This is a genomic window from Psychrobacillus sp. FSL K6-2365 (genome assembly GCF_038003165.1).
Lineage (GTDB): Bacteria > Bacillota > Bacilli > Bacillales_A > Planococcaceae > Psychrobacillus > Psychrobacillus psychrodurans.
Window position 1 is genome coordinate 1,771,403 of record NZ_JBBOOO010000001.1, and the last position, 14,435, is coordinate 1,785,837.

Genomic DNA, 14,435 nt, shown 5'->3' on the forward strand with positions numbered 1-14,435 from the left:
ATTAAAATCTATCAATGAATAAGTAAAATGCCATGAACCAAGAAACTAATATAAATAAACCGACAAAACCAACAGAATAAAGAGTTCCTTTTAAATCAGGATTTTTTTCTTTCTTTTTCGACATTTACTTACACCTCCTCCTATTCAACTTGTATAATTCCATAATAAATTGATTGGTTAATAGATGATGTGATAAAAATCACACGAACGGATGCAAACTGTGAACTATATGTGAAATGTGAAAGTATAGATGAGTAATTACTTAATTAGATTGATTTTTTACATAAAAAAAGAACCATCCTTAAAAAGGAGGCTCTGCTTTTTATTCATCTATTGTTAAGATAATTGTCATCTCACCAACATTCTCAATCTCTACTGGAAGTTTGAAAGCATGTTGAAATCCAAATAACCGAGTAGTGCCGACTATAACAGTAGGTGGTGTAATATCGATTTCAACGCCATTTCCTGCAACGGAGGTACATATATTTCCTGCGACCATATTTCCAAGTTCGCCTGTAAATGATTCGAGCATTTCACCTTCTAATGGCATGCCGAACATGGTTGCTCCAATTGCAGAAAAGGATTCAGCGGAGGAGTCAATAATTATACGTCCTTTAATATCACCGATAATTCCTATTAGTACACCCATTTCTTTTTGCTCGAATGGTTGAACCATTAAGGAAGGGGATTTAATATCCATTGCAATTGGTATGACTGATTTTAATGATTGGATGGTTCCATTTAAAATTGTTTGTATATGTTTTGAAGCGCTCATTTCTTCCCTCCATCTAGTATAGATGTATCAATTTTATCATGTAATATAGGAAAAAAGAATAGGAATTGTAGAATTTTAAAATATACTATGGTATTATGTCGATGAGAATGAATATCAAATTCAGTTGAGAGGGCGATTTATATGTTAGCAATTATAATTGGAGCATCTCTTATAGTGTACAGTGTGTTAACTGTATATATTTTAAAGTCTACTGCGCCAAAGACCAAAATAATATGAATAACCCAGATGACTTTATTTGTGCATACAAATAGAGTCATTTTTTTCTTTTTATCGTTTTGGTAGGGAAGCTTATATATGCTTTTTACACAGATGTGTGCTTGACGCTCGCTACATGAGCCTTCTAGGATGGTCGCAATAGTAAAGCACCATCTGAAACGTAAATCACAGTAGTACTTATCCTAAGTTTTAGAAAGAGCAAATCTATACTGAGTATCCTTCTAACATTAAGGGTGGTAACTATAGATGAAAGGTATTGCACAAAATAAAATGAGAGCGTTTGCATCTCAAACTGCGATTAATTAATGGTTTTCATTTATATAAAAGAGTCAAAGAATATTGTTACAGGCTTTAAATTTTTGCTATGATAGATGTACATTGTCGAATTATGAAGGAGATATACTTTTAATATGCAGAACTCAAATGAATTACAAATGATAAAAGAACAAAATGCATTACTTGCAACTGTTTTCCAACAAAATAATGATGACGAACGCTATCGTAAATCTAAACTGTTTGCTGGCAAATTGGAAAAAGGAACATTTACAATTGCGTTTGCAGGTCACTTTTCTGCCGGGAAATCTAGTATGATTAATGCTTTGGTTAATGAACAATTACTTCCAACTAGCCCGATTCCAACTTCTGCAAATATCGTTACTGTCCAAAATACAGGTGAAAACTATGCTTTAGTCCACTTTGTGGAGCAGCCACCAGTTAGGTTTTCTGGGGAGTATGATATTCAATTAGTTAAAAAATACTCAAAAGATGGAAGTAAAGTTTCCCAAATTGAAATAGGTCATGCTGGTTCTAGTCTCCCTGAAGGAATTACCATAATGGATACCCCTGGGGTTGACTCGACTGATGATGCACATCGTATTTCCACTGAGTCTGCATTGCATTTGGCTGATATAGTTTTTTACGTTATGGATTATAATCATGTACAGTCAGAGCTAAACTTTCAATTTACGAAACAATTGCTTCATTATAATGAAAATGTATATCTAATCGTAAACCAAGTGGATAAACATAGAGAGGAAGAATTACCTTTTACAGCCTATAAGCAATCAGTTGCAGATGCATTCAAATCTTGGTCTGTCGATCCAAAAGGAATTTTTTATACAAGCTTAAAAAATAATGATTTTATACATAATGATTTTCCACAGGTTCAGCAAATAGTTACTAGTTCTATTGAAAACAAAGAGGAGTATTATCTTACACTGGCTAACGCGACGTTAGAAAAGTTAAAAGATGAGCATTTACATTTTTTAGAGGATGAAAAAGCGGCATGTTTTGAAACCTTTGAGAGTCAGCTAAGTGAAGAAGAGTGGAATAACAAAGAAGATATTTTAGAACAATTGGAACTGGCTCAAACACAAGTAAAGCTTCAAGATGTAACTCTATGGAAAGAGACTTTTGAAGAACGACGGAAAAACATACTAGAAAATGCTTCCATTATGACGTTCGAAATGCGGGAGGCTTTAAAGTCTTATGCTGAAAGTAAGCAGTCAAACTTTAAAGTGGGATTTTTAGGTAGTAAAAAGAAGACAGAAGAAGAAAGACAAAGAAGACTTAATGACATTATCAGCATGCTAGAAAAAATTATTTCTACTAATATAACTACTCATATGAAATTATTGATGAAGCGTATGTTAAAAGACCTTTCGTTATTAACAGAAGAAAAAATTCAACAAATCGATGAAATGCAATTTAGTATTCCTTCTATCCTGATCGACAATTCAGTACATGAAGGAGCAAGTACAACTGGAAATGCAATTTTAAATTTTGCCAATCGAGTTACAGAAGCAGTGAATAGGTATTATATTACTCAAACGGATGTATGGAAAGAAGAGAATATACATTATATAGAAGAGAGTCCAATGGAAGATGAAGACCTAATTGAATCGAAAACAAAGGATCTTAACGAAAAAAAATTAGCTATACATGCTTTGGAAGAAATAGATACTCGAATACAAACATTTGAAAAAACAGTTGATACTCCTTCTTTATCGATTAGGAAGGATCGCGATGAATTATTAAAAAACTGGGAACATGAACGACTTCAATTTGAAAGTTCTATAACTGAGTATGTTGAGCAAGAGTATTCTTCTGAGGAACCGATTTTAAATATAGAAGAGGTAGTGGAAGTAAAGCGTGAAGAAGATTTTCTTTCGGCAGAGGCTGTAGTGAGTCGTGCCAAAAGAATAGGAGAAGTATTAGCAGAATTACCTGCTTTTGAAGAAGCAGCTGCATCGATTAAAAGAAAAGCACTAAGAGTGGAAAATCAGCAATTTACCATCGCATTGTTTGGTGCATTTAGTGCTGGCAAATCTAGCTTCTCAAATGCATTAATGGGAGCGAATGTACTACCAGTTTCACCGAATCCTACAACAGCCGCTATTAATAAGATTCATCCTGTGACAGAACACCATCTGCATAATACTGCTGACGTTGTTTTAAAATCGAAGGAACAGATTTTAGAAGATGTGGCTTATGCGTATGAACAGCTTGGAATATCTATTCAAACATTAGAGGAAGCTTTTGAAAAAGCTAGTTCTGTAATGAAGGAGAAGGTAGTAGAGGAAGTACACAAATCGTTTGTTACAGCCTTTTATAAAGGATACCCAACATTTAAGGAGCAATTAGGGAATGTTTTACACGTTTCTGGGGATGAATTTGGACAATTTGTCGCTGATGAATCCAAAAGTTGTTTTGTAGACTTCATTGATTTTTATTATGATTGTGAATTAACGAGACTAGGAGTAACACTTGTAGATACTCCTGGAGCAGATTCGATTAATGCTAGACATACCGGTGTAGCTTTTGACTATATTCGGAATGCTGATGCTGTCTTGTTTGTAACGTACTTTAACCATGCATTTTCTAAAGCTGACCGTGAGTTCCTAATACAGCTAGGAAGAGTTAAGGATGCATTCGAGCTTGATAAAATGTTCTTCGTAGTAAATGCAATCGATTTAGCAGACTCTGAAGAGGAAGCCAATTTAGTAAAACAATATGTCCATGATGAACTTCAAAGATTTGGTATACGTTTCCCAAGAGTGTATGGAGTATCTAGCTTACAAGGATTAAAAGAGAAACTCGCTGGATTATCATTGCATGAAGGAATACAACAATTTGAAGAATCATTTCATCATTTTCTAGAAAAAGATTTAAAGCAAATTTCCATTTCAGCACTAGAAGAGGAAGCAACTCGCCAGCAATCAAAATTACTTGGTTTAATAAAACAGACGGAAACAAATCTTGCACGAAAAGAACAACGATTAATAGAGCTTCGAACTCAAGAACAAAATATTCGTAAGCGTTACGCAAATTCTAAATCTACACAAATTGCAAAAGAAGCAAAGCAGGAGCTAGATACGCTGTTGTATTACGTGTTGCAACGTGTATATTATCGTTTTAATGAGTTCTTCAAAGAAGCATATAATCCATCGTTGTTTGCTAATAACTCTGCTTCTGTTGCATTGGATCTTGCATTAAAAGATATTATTAAAATGATACGTTTCGATTTAGAACAAGAAATGCGTGTCTCAAATTTCCGTATACTACAATATATTCAGCAACAAATCCTTCAATTAGAAAAAGAAGAAATACGCGTACTCAAAGATTGGAATTTAAGTTTTACCTTTAGTCCTCATGAAGTTATGGAGAGAGAACTTCTGGATTTTGTAGGGCCTTTTGATAATATTGTTAAATATGAACACGTTAAATCCTACTATAAAAATCCTAAAAGCTTTTTTGAAAACAATGAAAAAGAAAAACTACGTGATGCGTTATCTGATGAATCTAAGGTGGAGGCAGATGAGTACTTAACGAAAGAAAAAGAGCGTTTAGGTAACTGGATTGAGCAATACTCTGATATTGAATCGGAGGCTTTACGTTTGAAGTTATTACAAGAGTCGATTACTCAAATCGATGCCGAACGAAAATTATTAGAGCAAGAAGAAACACTTCAAATGTGGAAAACAGTATACGCACAACTATAAAAGGAGTGGTTATATGGCTAAAGTATTTATAGAATTAGCAGAGATTTTAGAGAATAATCCCCGTTTTATCGATGCTCGCTTTGACATAAGTGATAAAAATGCAGGGCGTCTTATGTATAATCAGGAACATATAGATGGTGCAATATATTGGGATTTAGAGGGTGATTTATCTGATATGTTCAGCCAAAATGGTCGCCACCCGATGATTTCTAAAGAAAAAATGACAAGTCTTGTTCAACAAGCTGGTTTAAACCTGAATGATTTTATCGTAATTTATGACCAAGGAGCTGTTCCTTTTGCATTACGTGCATATTTTTTGTTGGAATGGGCAGGCTTTAAAAATATATATGTATCCCGTTCTGGATTTGAAGAATTGAAGACCAAACTTTTGGTATCTAAAATCGAGCCTGTCATAACACACTCAACTACGATACCCCAGTGGAACAACAGTAGATTACTTACAATAGATGAAGTAAGACAAGTTGTTGCAAACGAAAAAGATGGTCAATTAATAGATGCTAGATCCAATGTCCGCTATAGAGGTGAAAATGAGCCCATTGATCCGATTGCTGGTCATATTCCAACTGCGATAAACTTTGACTGGGAGCAACTCAAAAAAGATGGAAAATTTTTAGGGCAGAAAGAGTTACAAGAAAAATTGAGTAACTTGGCTCCAAATGACAAACCAGTTATAGCTTATTGTGGTAGTGGTGTTACAGCGGCGCCATTGTATGGATGTTTAAAAGAGGCTGGCTACGAAGATGTCCAGCTATATGTTGGTAGCTATAGTGATTGGATAAGAGAGAATGCAGTGGAAACTTAATAATCAAATATGCCTTGGCATATTTGCTCCTGCGTAAGCTCGTCGCAGAAAACAGTGCGCCAAGATTTTTTTCGAGCTCGTTCTAAAAATCCCTTTAAAAATCTATGGCATCCGCCGGAGACTTTAACTTTGTGGACTCCATCTGAACGTAAAAAACATGCTGAATAAAGTTAAACGAGCATAAATATTTCTTTTCAACCTTATTTCCAGTATAATAAGTTGTCTTGGGTAAATAACTATAGTATAATAGGCAAATTGTATACGCATGAAATGAGGGCTAATAATGAAAAAATCTATATATGGTCTTACTAGAGATCAATTAATTGAATGGCTAATGGAACATGGTCAAAAGAAATTCCGGGCTGAACAAGTTTGGGACTGGTTGTACATCAAACGCGTACAAAGCTTTGCGGAAATGACAAATGTAAATAAGGATTGTCTTCAAGTATTAGAAGAAAACTTTGTCATACAGACGCTAAAAGAAAGTGTAAAACAAGAATCAGCGGATGGAACGATTAAATTCCTTTTTGAAATGCAGGATGGAAATTTAATCGAAACAGTACTGATGCGCTTTAAGTATGGTCTTTCAGTATGTGTAACGACGCAAGTAGGTTGTAATATCGGATGTAGCTTCTGTGCAAGTGGATTGCTTAAAAAGAGCCGTGATCTTGATGCAGGAGAAATTGTGGAACAAATTATGAAGGTGCAATTCCATTTAGACAAAATTCAAAAAGAAGAACGTGTTAGCCATATCGTTGTAATGGGTATTGGGGAGCCGTTTGATAACTATAAAAACCTTATGAATTTCTTGCGAACAGTAAATGATCAAAAAGGACTTGCTATTGGTGCTCGTCATATTACTGTTTCGACAAGTGGTCTTGCGAAGAAAATCATGGATTTCGCAGAAGAGGATATCCAAGTAAATCTTGCCGTTTCATTGCATGCACCAAATGATGAACTTCGCTCGAAAATTATGGTCATCAACAAAGCGTTTCCAATTGAAAAAGTAATGGCTGCAGTGGACTATTATTTAGAGAAGAAAAATCGCCGTATAACATTTGAGTATATACTACTTAAAGATGTGAATGATCATGTAGAAGAAGCGCAACAACTTGCAAAACTTCTAGAAAACAAACGTCATCTTTCGTATGTAAACTTAATCCCGTACAATCCAGTAGATGAGCACGGTCAATATCAACGCAGTAGTGAAAAATCTATTAGTGCTTTCTTCCAAACATTGAAAAACAAAGGTATTAATTGTGGTGTTCGGATGGAACAGGGTACAGATATAGATGCTGCATGTGGACAATTGAGAAGTAAACAAATTAAAAAAGATAAAGTAAAAGTTTCCAATTAAGAATTTTATATGAACGAAAAAACGCATTAGCCATTGTGGCTATGCGTTTTTTTTTTAGACAAGAAAATTTGTAAAAATGTGCCGTGAACACTGGGTTCATGGGGTTTTATATTTCTGCGTGCACTGCTTTAATCCCTTCGTCACTGCATTCCTGTAGGTTTCTTTCATGAATAAGAAAGCGGCATTTCTCTAGTTATCCAAAAAATCTAGCGGTAATAATATAGCTACAAGTATGTCCAAGTCACTTCGAAAGTGTTGGATACAGTTTTTGAACTTAAAGAACCGGACCGCTTTTTCACCGGTTTTTCTTATCGTCTTTTACAGGTATTTCGTCAATTGTATGCTTAAATGCGTATCCTTTATTTATAGTGAAAATTGTGAGCCCTAAAACAATTAGGAATATAAATATACCAATGATTATTACGGTAATCATGCAAGATCCTCCTAATAATGAGTTGTTAGCTACATCATAGCATAAGAGTATATCAAATGTTGTTCAGATTCCACAATTTGCTTTTGTTAAACTTACTCATTTAAATCAATTTCATAAAGAATATTATATAGTTAAATCCGAACAACGCTGATTTCCGCTCTAGGTGGACGCTTTCCGCGGGCAAGGCTTCAATCTCCTCGTGATTACGAAAACATATGCTCCTGCGGTTAATGTCTTTCCTCTGGGGCTTTTAGCTCGAGCTGTTCCCGCTGAAGTCGCCGCCTGCCACTCCAATCAACTGAGTCGCTTTTAAAAAAGCGAATAATATATTGCGATATTAAGTAAACAATCGTATTTTTAAATGAAACAAGTAATTATGAAACTGACTCATTTAGTACTGAATTAAATAATTACTTCCTATCAACTGCTTGCATTGTTTTTTTAGTTTTGTTGCATTCTCTGAAAGTTCATAAATAGTATGACTCTCTCGATTTGTTAATCCTGCTATTGAAATACTTAAGAGAGGGAATTGTTCTTCTACTCCGTGCCTGTTTTTTGAGATAATATATTCTTTTATATAATCATACGCATAGTAATAATGCTCAATGGATTGATTGAATTGTTCAATTATCTCTTCACAAACATCTTTACATCTAGCTATATCTGTAATTAGAATGAAATCATCTCCACCAATATGACCGATGAATCCTTCAGAAGGACAAACTTTCTCTAATATTTTGGCAAGGTCTATAATTACCTTATCTCCTTTTTCAAATCCATATACATCATTGTACGGTTTGAAATTATCAATATCTAAATAGAGAACAATCAGATCGTTCGAAGATTCAATACATTTTTGTAGCTGTTGTTCAATTATAATATTCCCGGGTAATTCTGTAAGCGGGTTTAAATGCTTCGCATAATCAATTTCTAGTTGCATACTTTTCTCCAATAAATCCTTGACGGTGACAATACCGAAATAATTATCTTCTTTCGTAATAGTGATGAAATCATATAAATGTAAGGGGTCTCGTTTCATAGCAATTTTAGCAACAACGTCTATAGGTGTGCTAGCATCTACTTTCATAAATTGTCTACTCATAATTGCTGATACTGGTTTTTTATTATATAAACTGTATCCATAGGGACCACTGAATTTCAAATGTAGTTTGTTTCTTGTAATTACTCCAATTAACTTTTTGTTTTCTTTGATACAAAAACCAGGAAGCGAGTCATTTGATTCCATTAATTTACTAACTTTGGAGATAGGCATATCACTAGAAATCATATGTAAGGGAGTAGCGATATGTTCAATTGATGTGTCGGTTAGGCGATTAGAAATAATACAATCTTTTCGGTTATTTTCTTTTTTGATAATACTAATTAACTCGCTGCGAACTGGAAATAACTTCGAATTTGGTTTTTGAATATAGTATCCTTGTCCGAAATGCACTCCCATAGCAATCAGTGTATGTAATTCCTCCATTGTTTCAATGCCTTCTGCTATAATATGTATTTGTGAATAATTAGCAAATTCACATAAACTTCTAACGAGCAATTGTTTTGTTCTATCTTTGTTAATGTTACGAGTTAGTTTCATGTCTAACTTTATAAAATGCGGACGTACATCCGTAATAATATTTAGTCCAGAGTATCCGGATCCTACATCATCAATAGCGATTTGATAATATTGTCTTTTATAGTGATCAATCGTATTTATAAAATCCTTTAAGTTATTGATAGCCTCCCGTTCAGTTATTTCAAATACTATTGAATCAGGATCCATCTGAAAAAGTGACAAAAATTCTTTCGTAAACCCTTGTTTAAACTTAGGGTCATTCATAACGTTGGGATTTACGTTTAAAAAAAGTTTCCCTTCAGCTTGTAATTCATGTGCACATTTCAATGCATTTGCTCTGCAAACATTTTCAAGCTCCCATAACTTTCCGGTCTTCAATGCATAATCAAATAAATTCTCGGGATTATATAATACGGTATTAATCGGTCCTCTCGTTAATGCTTCATAACCGTATATTTGCCCAGTTTGTAGTGAAATAATTGGTTGAAAAACTGTTTCTATTGCTTTTTCTTCTAAAATATAACTAAAAAGATCATAATAATCATTCTCTAAAATTGCCATTTTAATTTCCCCCTAAAATAAAGCAAAATATCCTAATTTATAGTTTAAAGAAGAATTGTCACCTACACATGATTTCTATGTTAAGAAATTGTAACGATCACATAACGCTATAAAATTTTTTAATAATTCATAATGTTATTGACTATTATGCATTTCCAGTGTAACATTGCTTTATCATAATGCTTTAGCGAGTTGAATCGCTGATGTATTGCTAATAGGGGGTATTTAGAAGATGAATAAGAACAAGAAGAAGCTAAGTGTGATTTTATCAGCAGCAATACTATTTTTAGCTGCATGTGGTGAAGATAAGTCTACATCTACCGAATCAGAAACAAAAGGTGAAACAAATAAATTTAAAATTGGGGTTACTCAAATCGTTGAGCACCCATCATTAAATGCAGCATATGATGGTTTCAAAAAAGCGATTGAAGATGCTGGACTAGTGGTAGAATACCAGGTTGAAAATGCACAAAATGATAATAGTGCCAATACAACAATTGCAAGTAATCTAGTAAGCTCGGGAGTAGACTTAATATTTGCTAATTCAACTCCTAGCGCACAGGCCGTTTCTGCTGTTACAGAAGATATTCCAGTAGTCTTTACGTCCGTTACGGATGCAGTGAGTGCAGAGCTTGTTGATTCAATGGAAAGTCCGGGTGGAAATGTTACTGGTACTGTAGATACCCAGCCAGAAGCTATTCCTAGCACAATTGCATTTTTGAAGGATGAACTTGGTGCTAAAAATGTTGGAATGGTTTTCAACTCTGGTGAGCAAAATTCAAGAGCGCAAGTAGATGCAGTAAAAGAACAGATGGCTGAAGTTGGATTAAATGTTGTTGAAGCTTCTGTTTCTACTTCAGCAGAAGTAAAACAAGCAACAGAATCATTAATTGGAAAAGTAGATTCTTTATATATTATTACGGATAACACAGTAGTATCAGCACTTGAATCAGTAGTAGATGTTGCAAATGAACATAAGCTTCCAATGATGGTTGGTGAGTTTGATTCGGTAAAACGTGGTGGTTTAGGGGCTTATGGATTTGAGTACTTTGATATTGGATACGAAGCAGGAGAGATGGCTGTGAAAATTCTGAAAGGTGAAAGTACACCTGCAGATTTACCAGTTCAATATCCACAAAACTTGCGATTTGTATTGAATAAAGGCACTGTTGATACTCTTGGGATTGAAGTGAAAGATGAGTGGAAATCTGAATTTGTGGAATAGATAGGAGTTTGATATATTATGTTTTCAGCAATCTTTGGCTCAGTGGAACAAGGATTTATATATGCAATTATGGCACTCGGCGTGTATTTGACATTCCGAGTGTTAGATTTTCCCGATTTAACGGTGGATGGTAGTTTTGTGACTGGTGCAGGTACTGCCGCAGCAATGATTGTTCTCGGTTATCATCCAGCTATTGCAACAATTGTAGCAATTGTTGCTGGTTTTTTAGCGGGCTGTATGACCGGTCTTTTACACACGAAAGGAAAGATTAATCCGTTACTTTCTGGGATATTGATGATGATTGCTTTGTATTCGATTAATTTACGGATAATGGGATTCACTGTTGAGAACTCGGTAGGACGCCCCAATATTCCTTTAATGAATTCAGAAACTCTTTTTAGTCAGTTTTTTAATTGGTGGGGAAGTTTAGGGATTGATGAATCGATTAATGGATTCTTAACTTCTATGGGTATACAGTTCGTTCCAAAGACTTGGGGTACAGTGGTTGTTGTTGCCATTTTAGTAGTTATTATAAAATTAGTTTTTGATTGGTTCTTAAAAACAGAAGTTGGATTGGCGATTCGGGCTACTGGAGATAATAAAAAAATGATTCGCAGTTTTTCTGTTAATACAGATACACTTGTCATATTAGGGCTTGGACTGTCAAATGCATTAGTAGCATTTTCGGGAGCTTTGTTCGCTCAATATTCTAAAGCAGCGGATATAGGTTTGGGTATCGGTATGATTGTGATCGGGCTTGCATCTGTAATTATAGGCGAGGCCATTTTCGGTACAAAAACAATTGTTCGTACGACTCTTGCAGTAATAGCAGGTGCTATTATTTATCGAATTGTTTTAGCTTTAGCACTTCGAGTGGAAATAATGGACACTGGTGATATGAAACTTATCACAGCGATAATAGTAATTGTTGCCCTAATTTTACCTCAGTATTTTGATAAACGTCGTGAAAAAATTAGGAAAGCAAAACGTCATGAACTTCGTGAGTCTCAAACTTTGATAAAAAGTAAGGAGGGTGAGAACCTTGCTTAAATTACGCAATATTAACAAGATTTTCAATGAAAGTACCGCAGATGAGAAAATTGCTTTAGATCAAATTAATCTCGAATTAAAAGTAGGGGATTTTGTTACGGTTATTGGTAGTAATGGTGCTGGTAAATCTACCATGTTAAATATGGTATCTGGAGCATTATCACCAGACTTCGGACAAATTACAATAGGTGATAACGATGTAACAAAACTACCAGAATTTAAACGTTCTCAGTTTATCGGAAGAGTGTTTCAAGATCCGATGTCGGGAACTGCACCTACTATGACAATTGAAGAAAATTTAGCAATAGCATACTCTAGAAATAGAAAAAGAGGTCTAAAAATTGGTGTGGATAAACAAAGAAAAGAGTTTTTTCTCCACTCATTAGAAAGATTGCATCTAAATCTGGAAAATCGATTAAACGCTAAGGTTGGATTACTTTCTGGCGGGGAGAGGCAGGCATTATCCTTATTGATGGCTACCTTTACACAGCCTTCCATTTTATTGCTAGATGAGCATACAGCAGCACTTGATCCTTCTCGTGCGGAATTAATAACAAATTTAACGGAAAAGCTGGTCAAAAAAGATAATCTTACCACTCTAATGGTAACTCATAATATGCAACAAGCATTAGACTTAGGAAATCGCTTAATCATGATGGATAAAGGACAAATTATTTTAGAGGTCGGCGAAGTAGAAAAGAAAAACTTAACAATCGAAATTCTAATGGAAGAATTCCAACGAATTAGAGGTCAAAAGTTTACGAGTGACCGAACACTATTATCGTCATAAAAAAGTTAAAGAGTAGCTTAAACTGTACCCTATAAGATAGACACTTTAAAAAAGGTCATCTTATAGGGTCTTTTTGTTTATAATGAAAAAAACAGTATTCGGAGCGATAAATTATGACTAAAAATTATTTAACACCTAACCAACAAAAAGAACTAAAAAAGAATCCATATGTAAAAGCTGTAAGCAATAAAGCGATTACGTACACAGATGAATTTAAACGATTATTTATTACTGAAAATGAATTTGGGAAGTTTCCGCGTGAAATTTTTGAAGATGCAGGATTTGATATCGAAATGATAGGGATGACACGCATTCATAAAGCGGCAGCTCGATGGAAAACAGCATACCAAAACCAAGGAATTACTGGGTTAGAAGATTCTCGGAAATATAGTTCTGGTCGCCCACTTGAACGAGAACTAAGTCTCGAGGAAAAGTATGCACGATTAGAAGCGAAGACTCGATTACTTGAGGCAGAGAACGAACTCCTAAAAAAGCTCGATTTACTCGAAAGGCAGATGGTGAAGAAGAAATAAAAATTGCGCCAGAATTAAAATTCGAACTCATTAACCAGATTATTAAAAAGTATGAGTTAAAGCGTATGGTAAGTTATCTTTGCGAGGTAATGGATGTATCTCGATCAGGTTTCTACAATTACTTTGATGAAAAATCCATTCAAAAACGTGCAATTAGAGGCGGTTCGGACGAGGTGGTGAAAAACATCATTTTAAAGGCGTATCATTTCCGAGGACGCAAAAAAGGAGCACGCCAAATTAAAATGACACTCCAAAACCAGTACCAGATTACATATAACTTAAAACGTATTCGCCGCATTATGAAGAAATTTGAGATTGTTTGTCCAATTCGAAAAGCGAATCCCTATCGCCGCATGGCGAAAGCAACAAAAGAACATCGCACATGCCCGAACGAATTGCAGCGCAACTTTAAACAAGGGTTGGCTGGAAAAGTGTTATTAACGGATATCACATATTTAAACTACAGAAGCGGAAAGCGTGCTTATTTATCCACGATTAAAGACGCAGAGACGAATGAAATTTTAGCGTATGAAGTCTCAGATAAAATTACATTAGACATCGCATTAGATACACTTCACCAATTAAGACGTCGTCATTCACATATTCGAAATGATGCCTTTATTCATTCGGATCAGGGATTTCATTACACAAATCCGACCTATCAAAAATTAGTGAAAAAGATGAATCTTGGACAGTCAATGTCACGCCGTGGAAACTGTTGGGACAATGCTCCACAAGAATCATTCTTTGGGCATTTTAAAGATGAAACAAATATAAAAGAATGCGAAACATTAGAAGAAGTAAAACAAGAAGTGAAGTGTTATATGATATATTACAATTATTATAGAGGCCAATGGAATTTAAAAAAGCTGCCGCCTGCAAAATACAGACAGCAGCTTCAACAAGTTGCCTAACCTTTTTCAAAATGTCCTTTACAAAGGGTACAGTTTAGCTAAAGTGCTGCTCTTTTATTTTTTTGTGATTTTGGGTAACTGGATATTTGATAGATTTTCTGTTTCGCAAGTAATTATTTTCTTAACGCAAGTAAGTGTTTTTTTATTAATATTAGTA

The 14,435-nt window shown here is 34.7% G+C and carries 11 protein-coding genes; 7 read left to right on the plus strand and 4 right to left on the minus strand.

Annotated elements, in window-relative coordinates; translation table 11 throughout:
- Position 1 precedes the first annotated feature (1 nt).
- Both MKY29_RS08465 and MKY29_RS08470 read right to left on the minus strand, forming a co-directional pair.
- Positions 2-124: a cytochrome c oxidase subunit 2A gene (locus MKY29_RS08465; protein ID WP_090561669.1), complete on the minus strand. Its 123-nt coding sequence runs from the start codon at positions 122-124 to the stop codon at positions 2-4.
- 198 nt (positions 125-322) lie between these two features.
- Positions 323-775, minus strand: coding sequence for a chemotaxis protein CheX (locus MKY29_RS08470; protein ID WP_090561667.1), 453 nt, complete (start codon positions 773-775; stop codon positions 323-325).
- Between the two features lie 647 nt (positions 776-1,422).
- Between MKY29_RS08470 and MKY29_RS08475 the strand changes: the two genes are divergently transcribed.
- The 3 genes from MKY29_RS08475 to rlmN all read left to right on the plus strand — a co-directional run bounded on the left by MKY29_RS08475 (position 1,423) and on the right by rlmN (position 7,193).
- Positions 1,423-5,013 (plus strand): dynamin family protein, encoded by a 3,591-nt coding sequence (locus MKY29_RS08475; protein ID WP_340879514.1) that lies wholly within the window; start codon positions 1,423-1,425, stop codon positions 5,011-5,013.
- Between the two features lie 13 nt (positions 5,014-5,026).
- Positions 5,027-5,836, plus strand: a complete 810-nt coding sequence (locus MKY29_RS08480) for a sulfurtransferase (RefSeq protein ID WP_340879515.1) — start codon at positions 5,027-5,029, stop codon at positions 5,834-5,836.
- A 283-nt stretch (positions 5,837-6,119) separates the two neighbouring features.
- The gene (gene rlmN / locus MKY29_RS08485; RefSeq protein WP_090561660.1) at positions 6,120-7,193 is read left to right on the plus strand and encodes a 23S rRNA (adenine(2503)-C(2))-methyltransferase RlmN; all 1,074 of its coding nucleotides are present in this window, start codon (positions 6,120-6,122) and stop codon (positions 7,191-7,193) included.
- Between the two features lie 295 nt (positions 7,194-7,488).
- On the opposite strand, the gene ytzI is transcribed toward rlmN, so the two are convergent.
- Positions 7,489-7,626, minus strand: a complete 138-nt coding sequence (gene ytzI, locus MKY29_RS08490) for a YtzI protein (protein ID WP_094030647.1) — start codon at positions 7,624-7,626, stop codon at positions 7,489-7,491.
- Between the two features lie 391 nt (positions 7,627-8,017).
- Positions 8,018-9,766, minus strand: a complete 1,749-nt coding sequence (locus MKY29_RS08495; protein WP_340879516.1) for a GGDEF domain-containing protein — start codon at positions 9,764-9,766, stop codon at positions 8,018-8,020.
- Positions 9,767-9,998: 232 nt separating this feature from the next.
- Here MKY29_RS08495 and MKY29_RS08500 point away from each other — a divergent pair, with 232 nt between their 5' ends.
- The 4 genes from MKY29_RS08500 (at position 9,999) to MKY29_RS08515 (ending at position 14,278) form a co-directional block, all read left to right on the plus strand.
- Positions 9,999-10,991, plus strand: a complete 993-nt coding sequence (locus MKY29_RS08500; protein WP_340879517.1) for an ABC transporter substrate-binding protein — start codon at positions 9,999-10,001, stop codon at positions 10,989-10,991.
- Between the two features lie 18 nt (positions 10,992-11,009).
- Positions 11,010-12,041 (plus strand): ABC transporter permease, encoded by a 1,032-nt coding sequence (locus tag MKY29_RS08505; RefSeq protein WP_340879518.1) that lies wholly within the window; start codon positions 11,010-11,012, stop codon positions 12,039-12,041.
- On the plus strand, positions 12,034-12,831 hold the full coding sequence (locus tag MKY29_RS08510) for an ABC transporter ATP-binding protein (RefSeq protein ID WP_241598868.1): 798 nt from the start codon (positions 12,034-12,036) through the stop codon (positions 12,829-12,831). The genes MKY29_RS08505 and MKY29_RS08510 overlap by 8 nt, the downstream gene beginning before the upstream one ends.
- Positions 12,832-12,944: 113 nt before the next feature.
- A protein-coding gene (locus MKY29_RS08515; protein ID WP_340878887.1) for an IS3 family transposase occupies positions 12,945-14,278 on the plus strand; the annotation gives its coding sequence in 2 pieces (ribosomal slippage) (positions 12,945-13,332 and positions 13,332-14,278; 1,335 coding nt in all).
- The last annotated feature ends 157 nt before the right edge of the window (positions 14,279-14,435 follow it).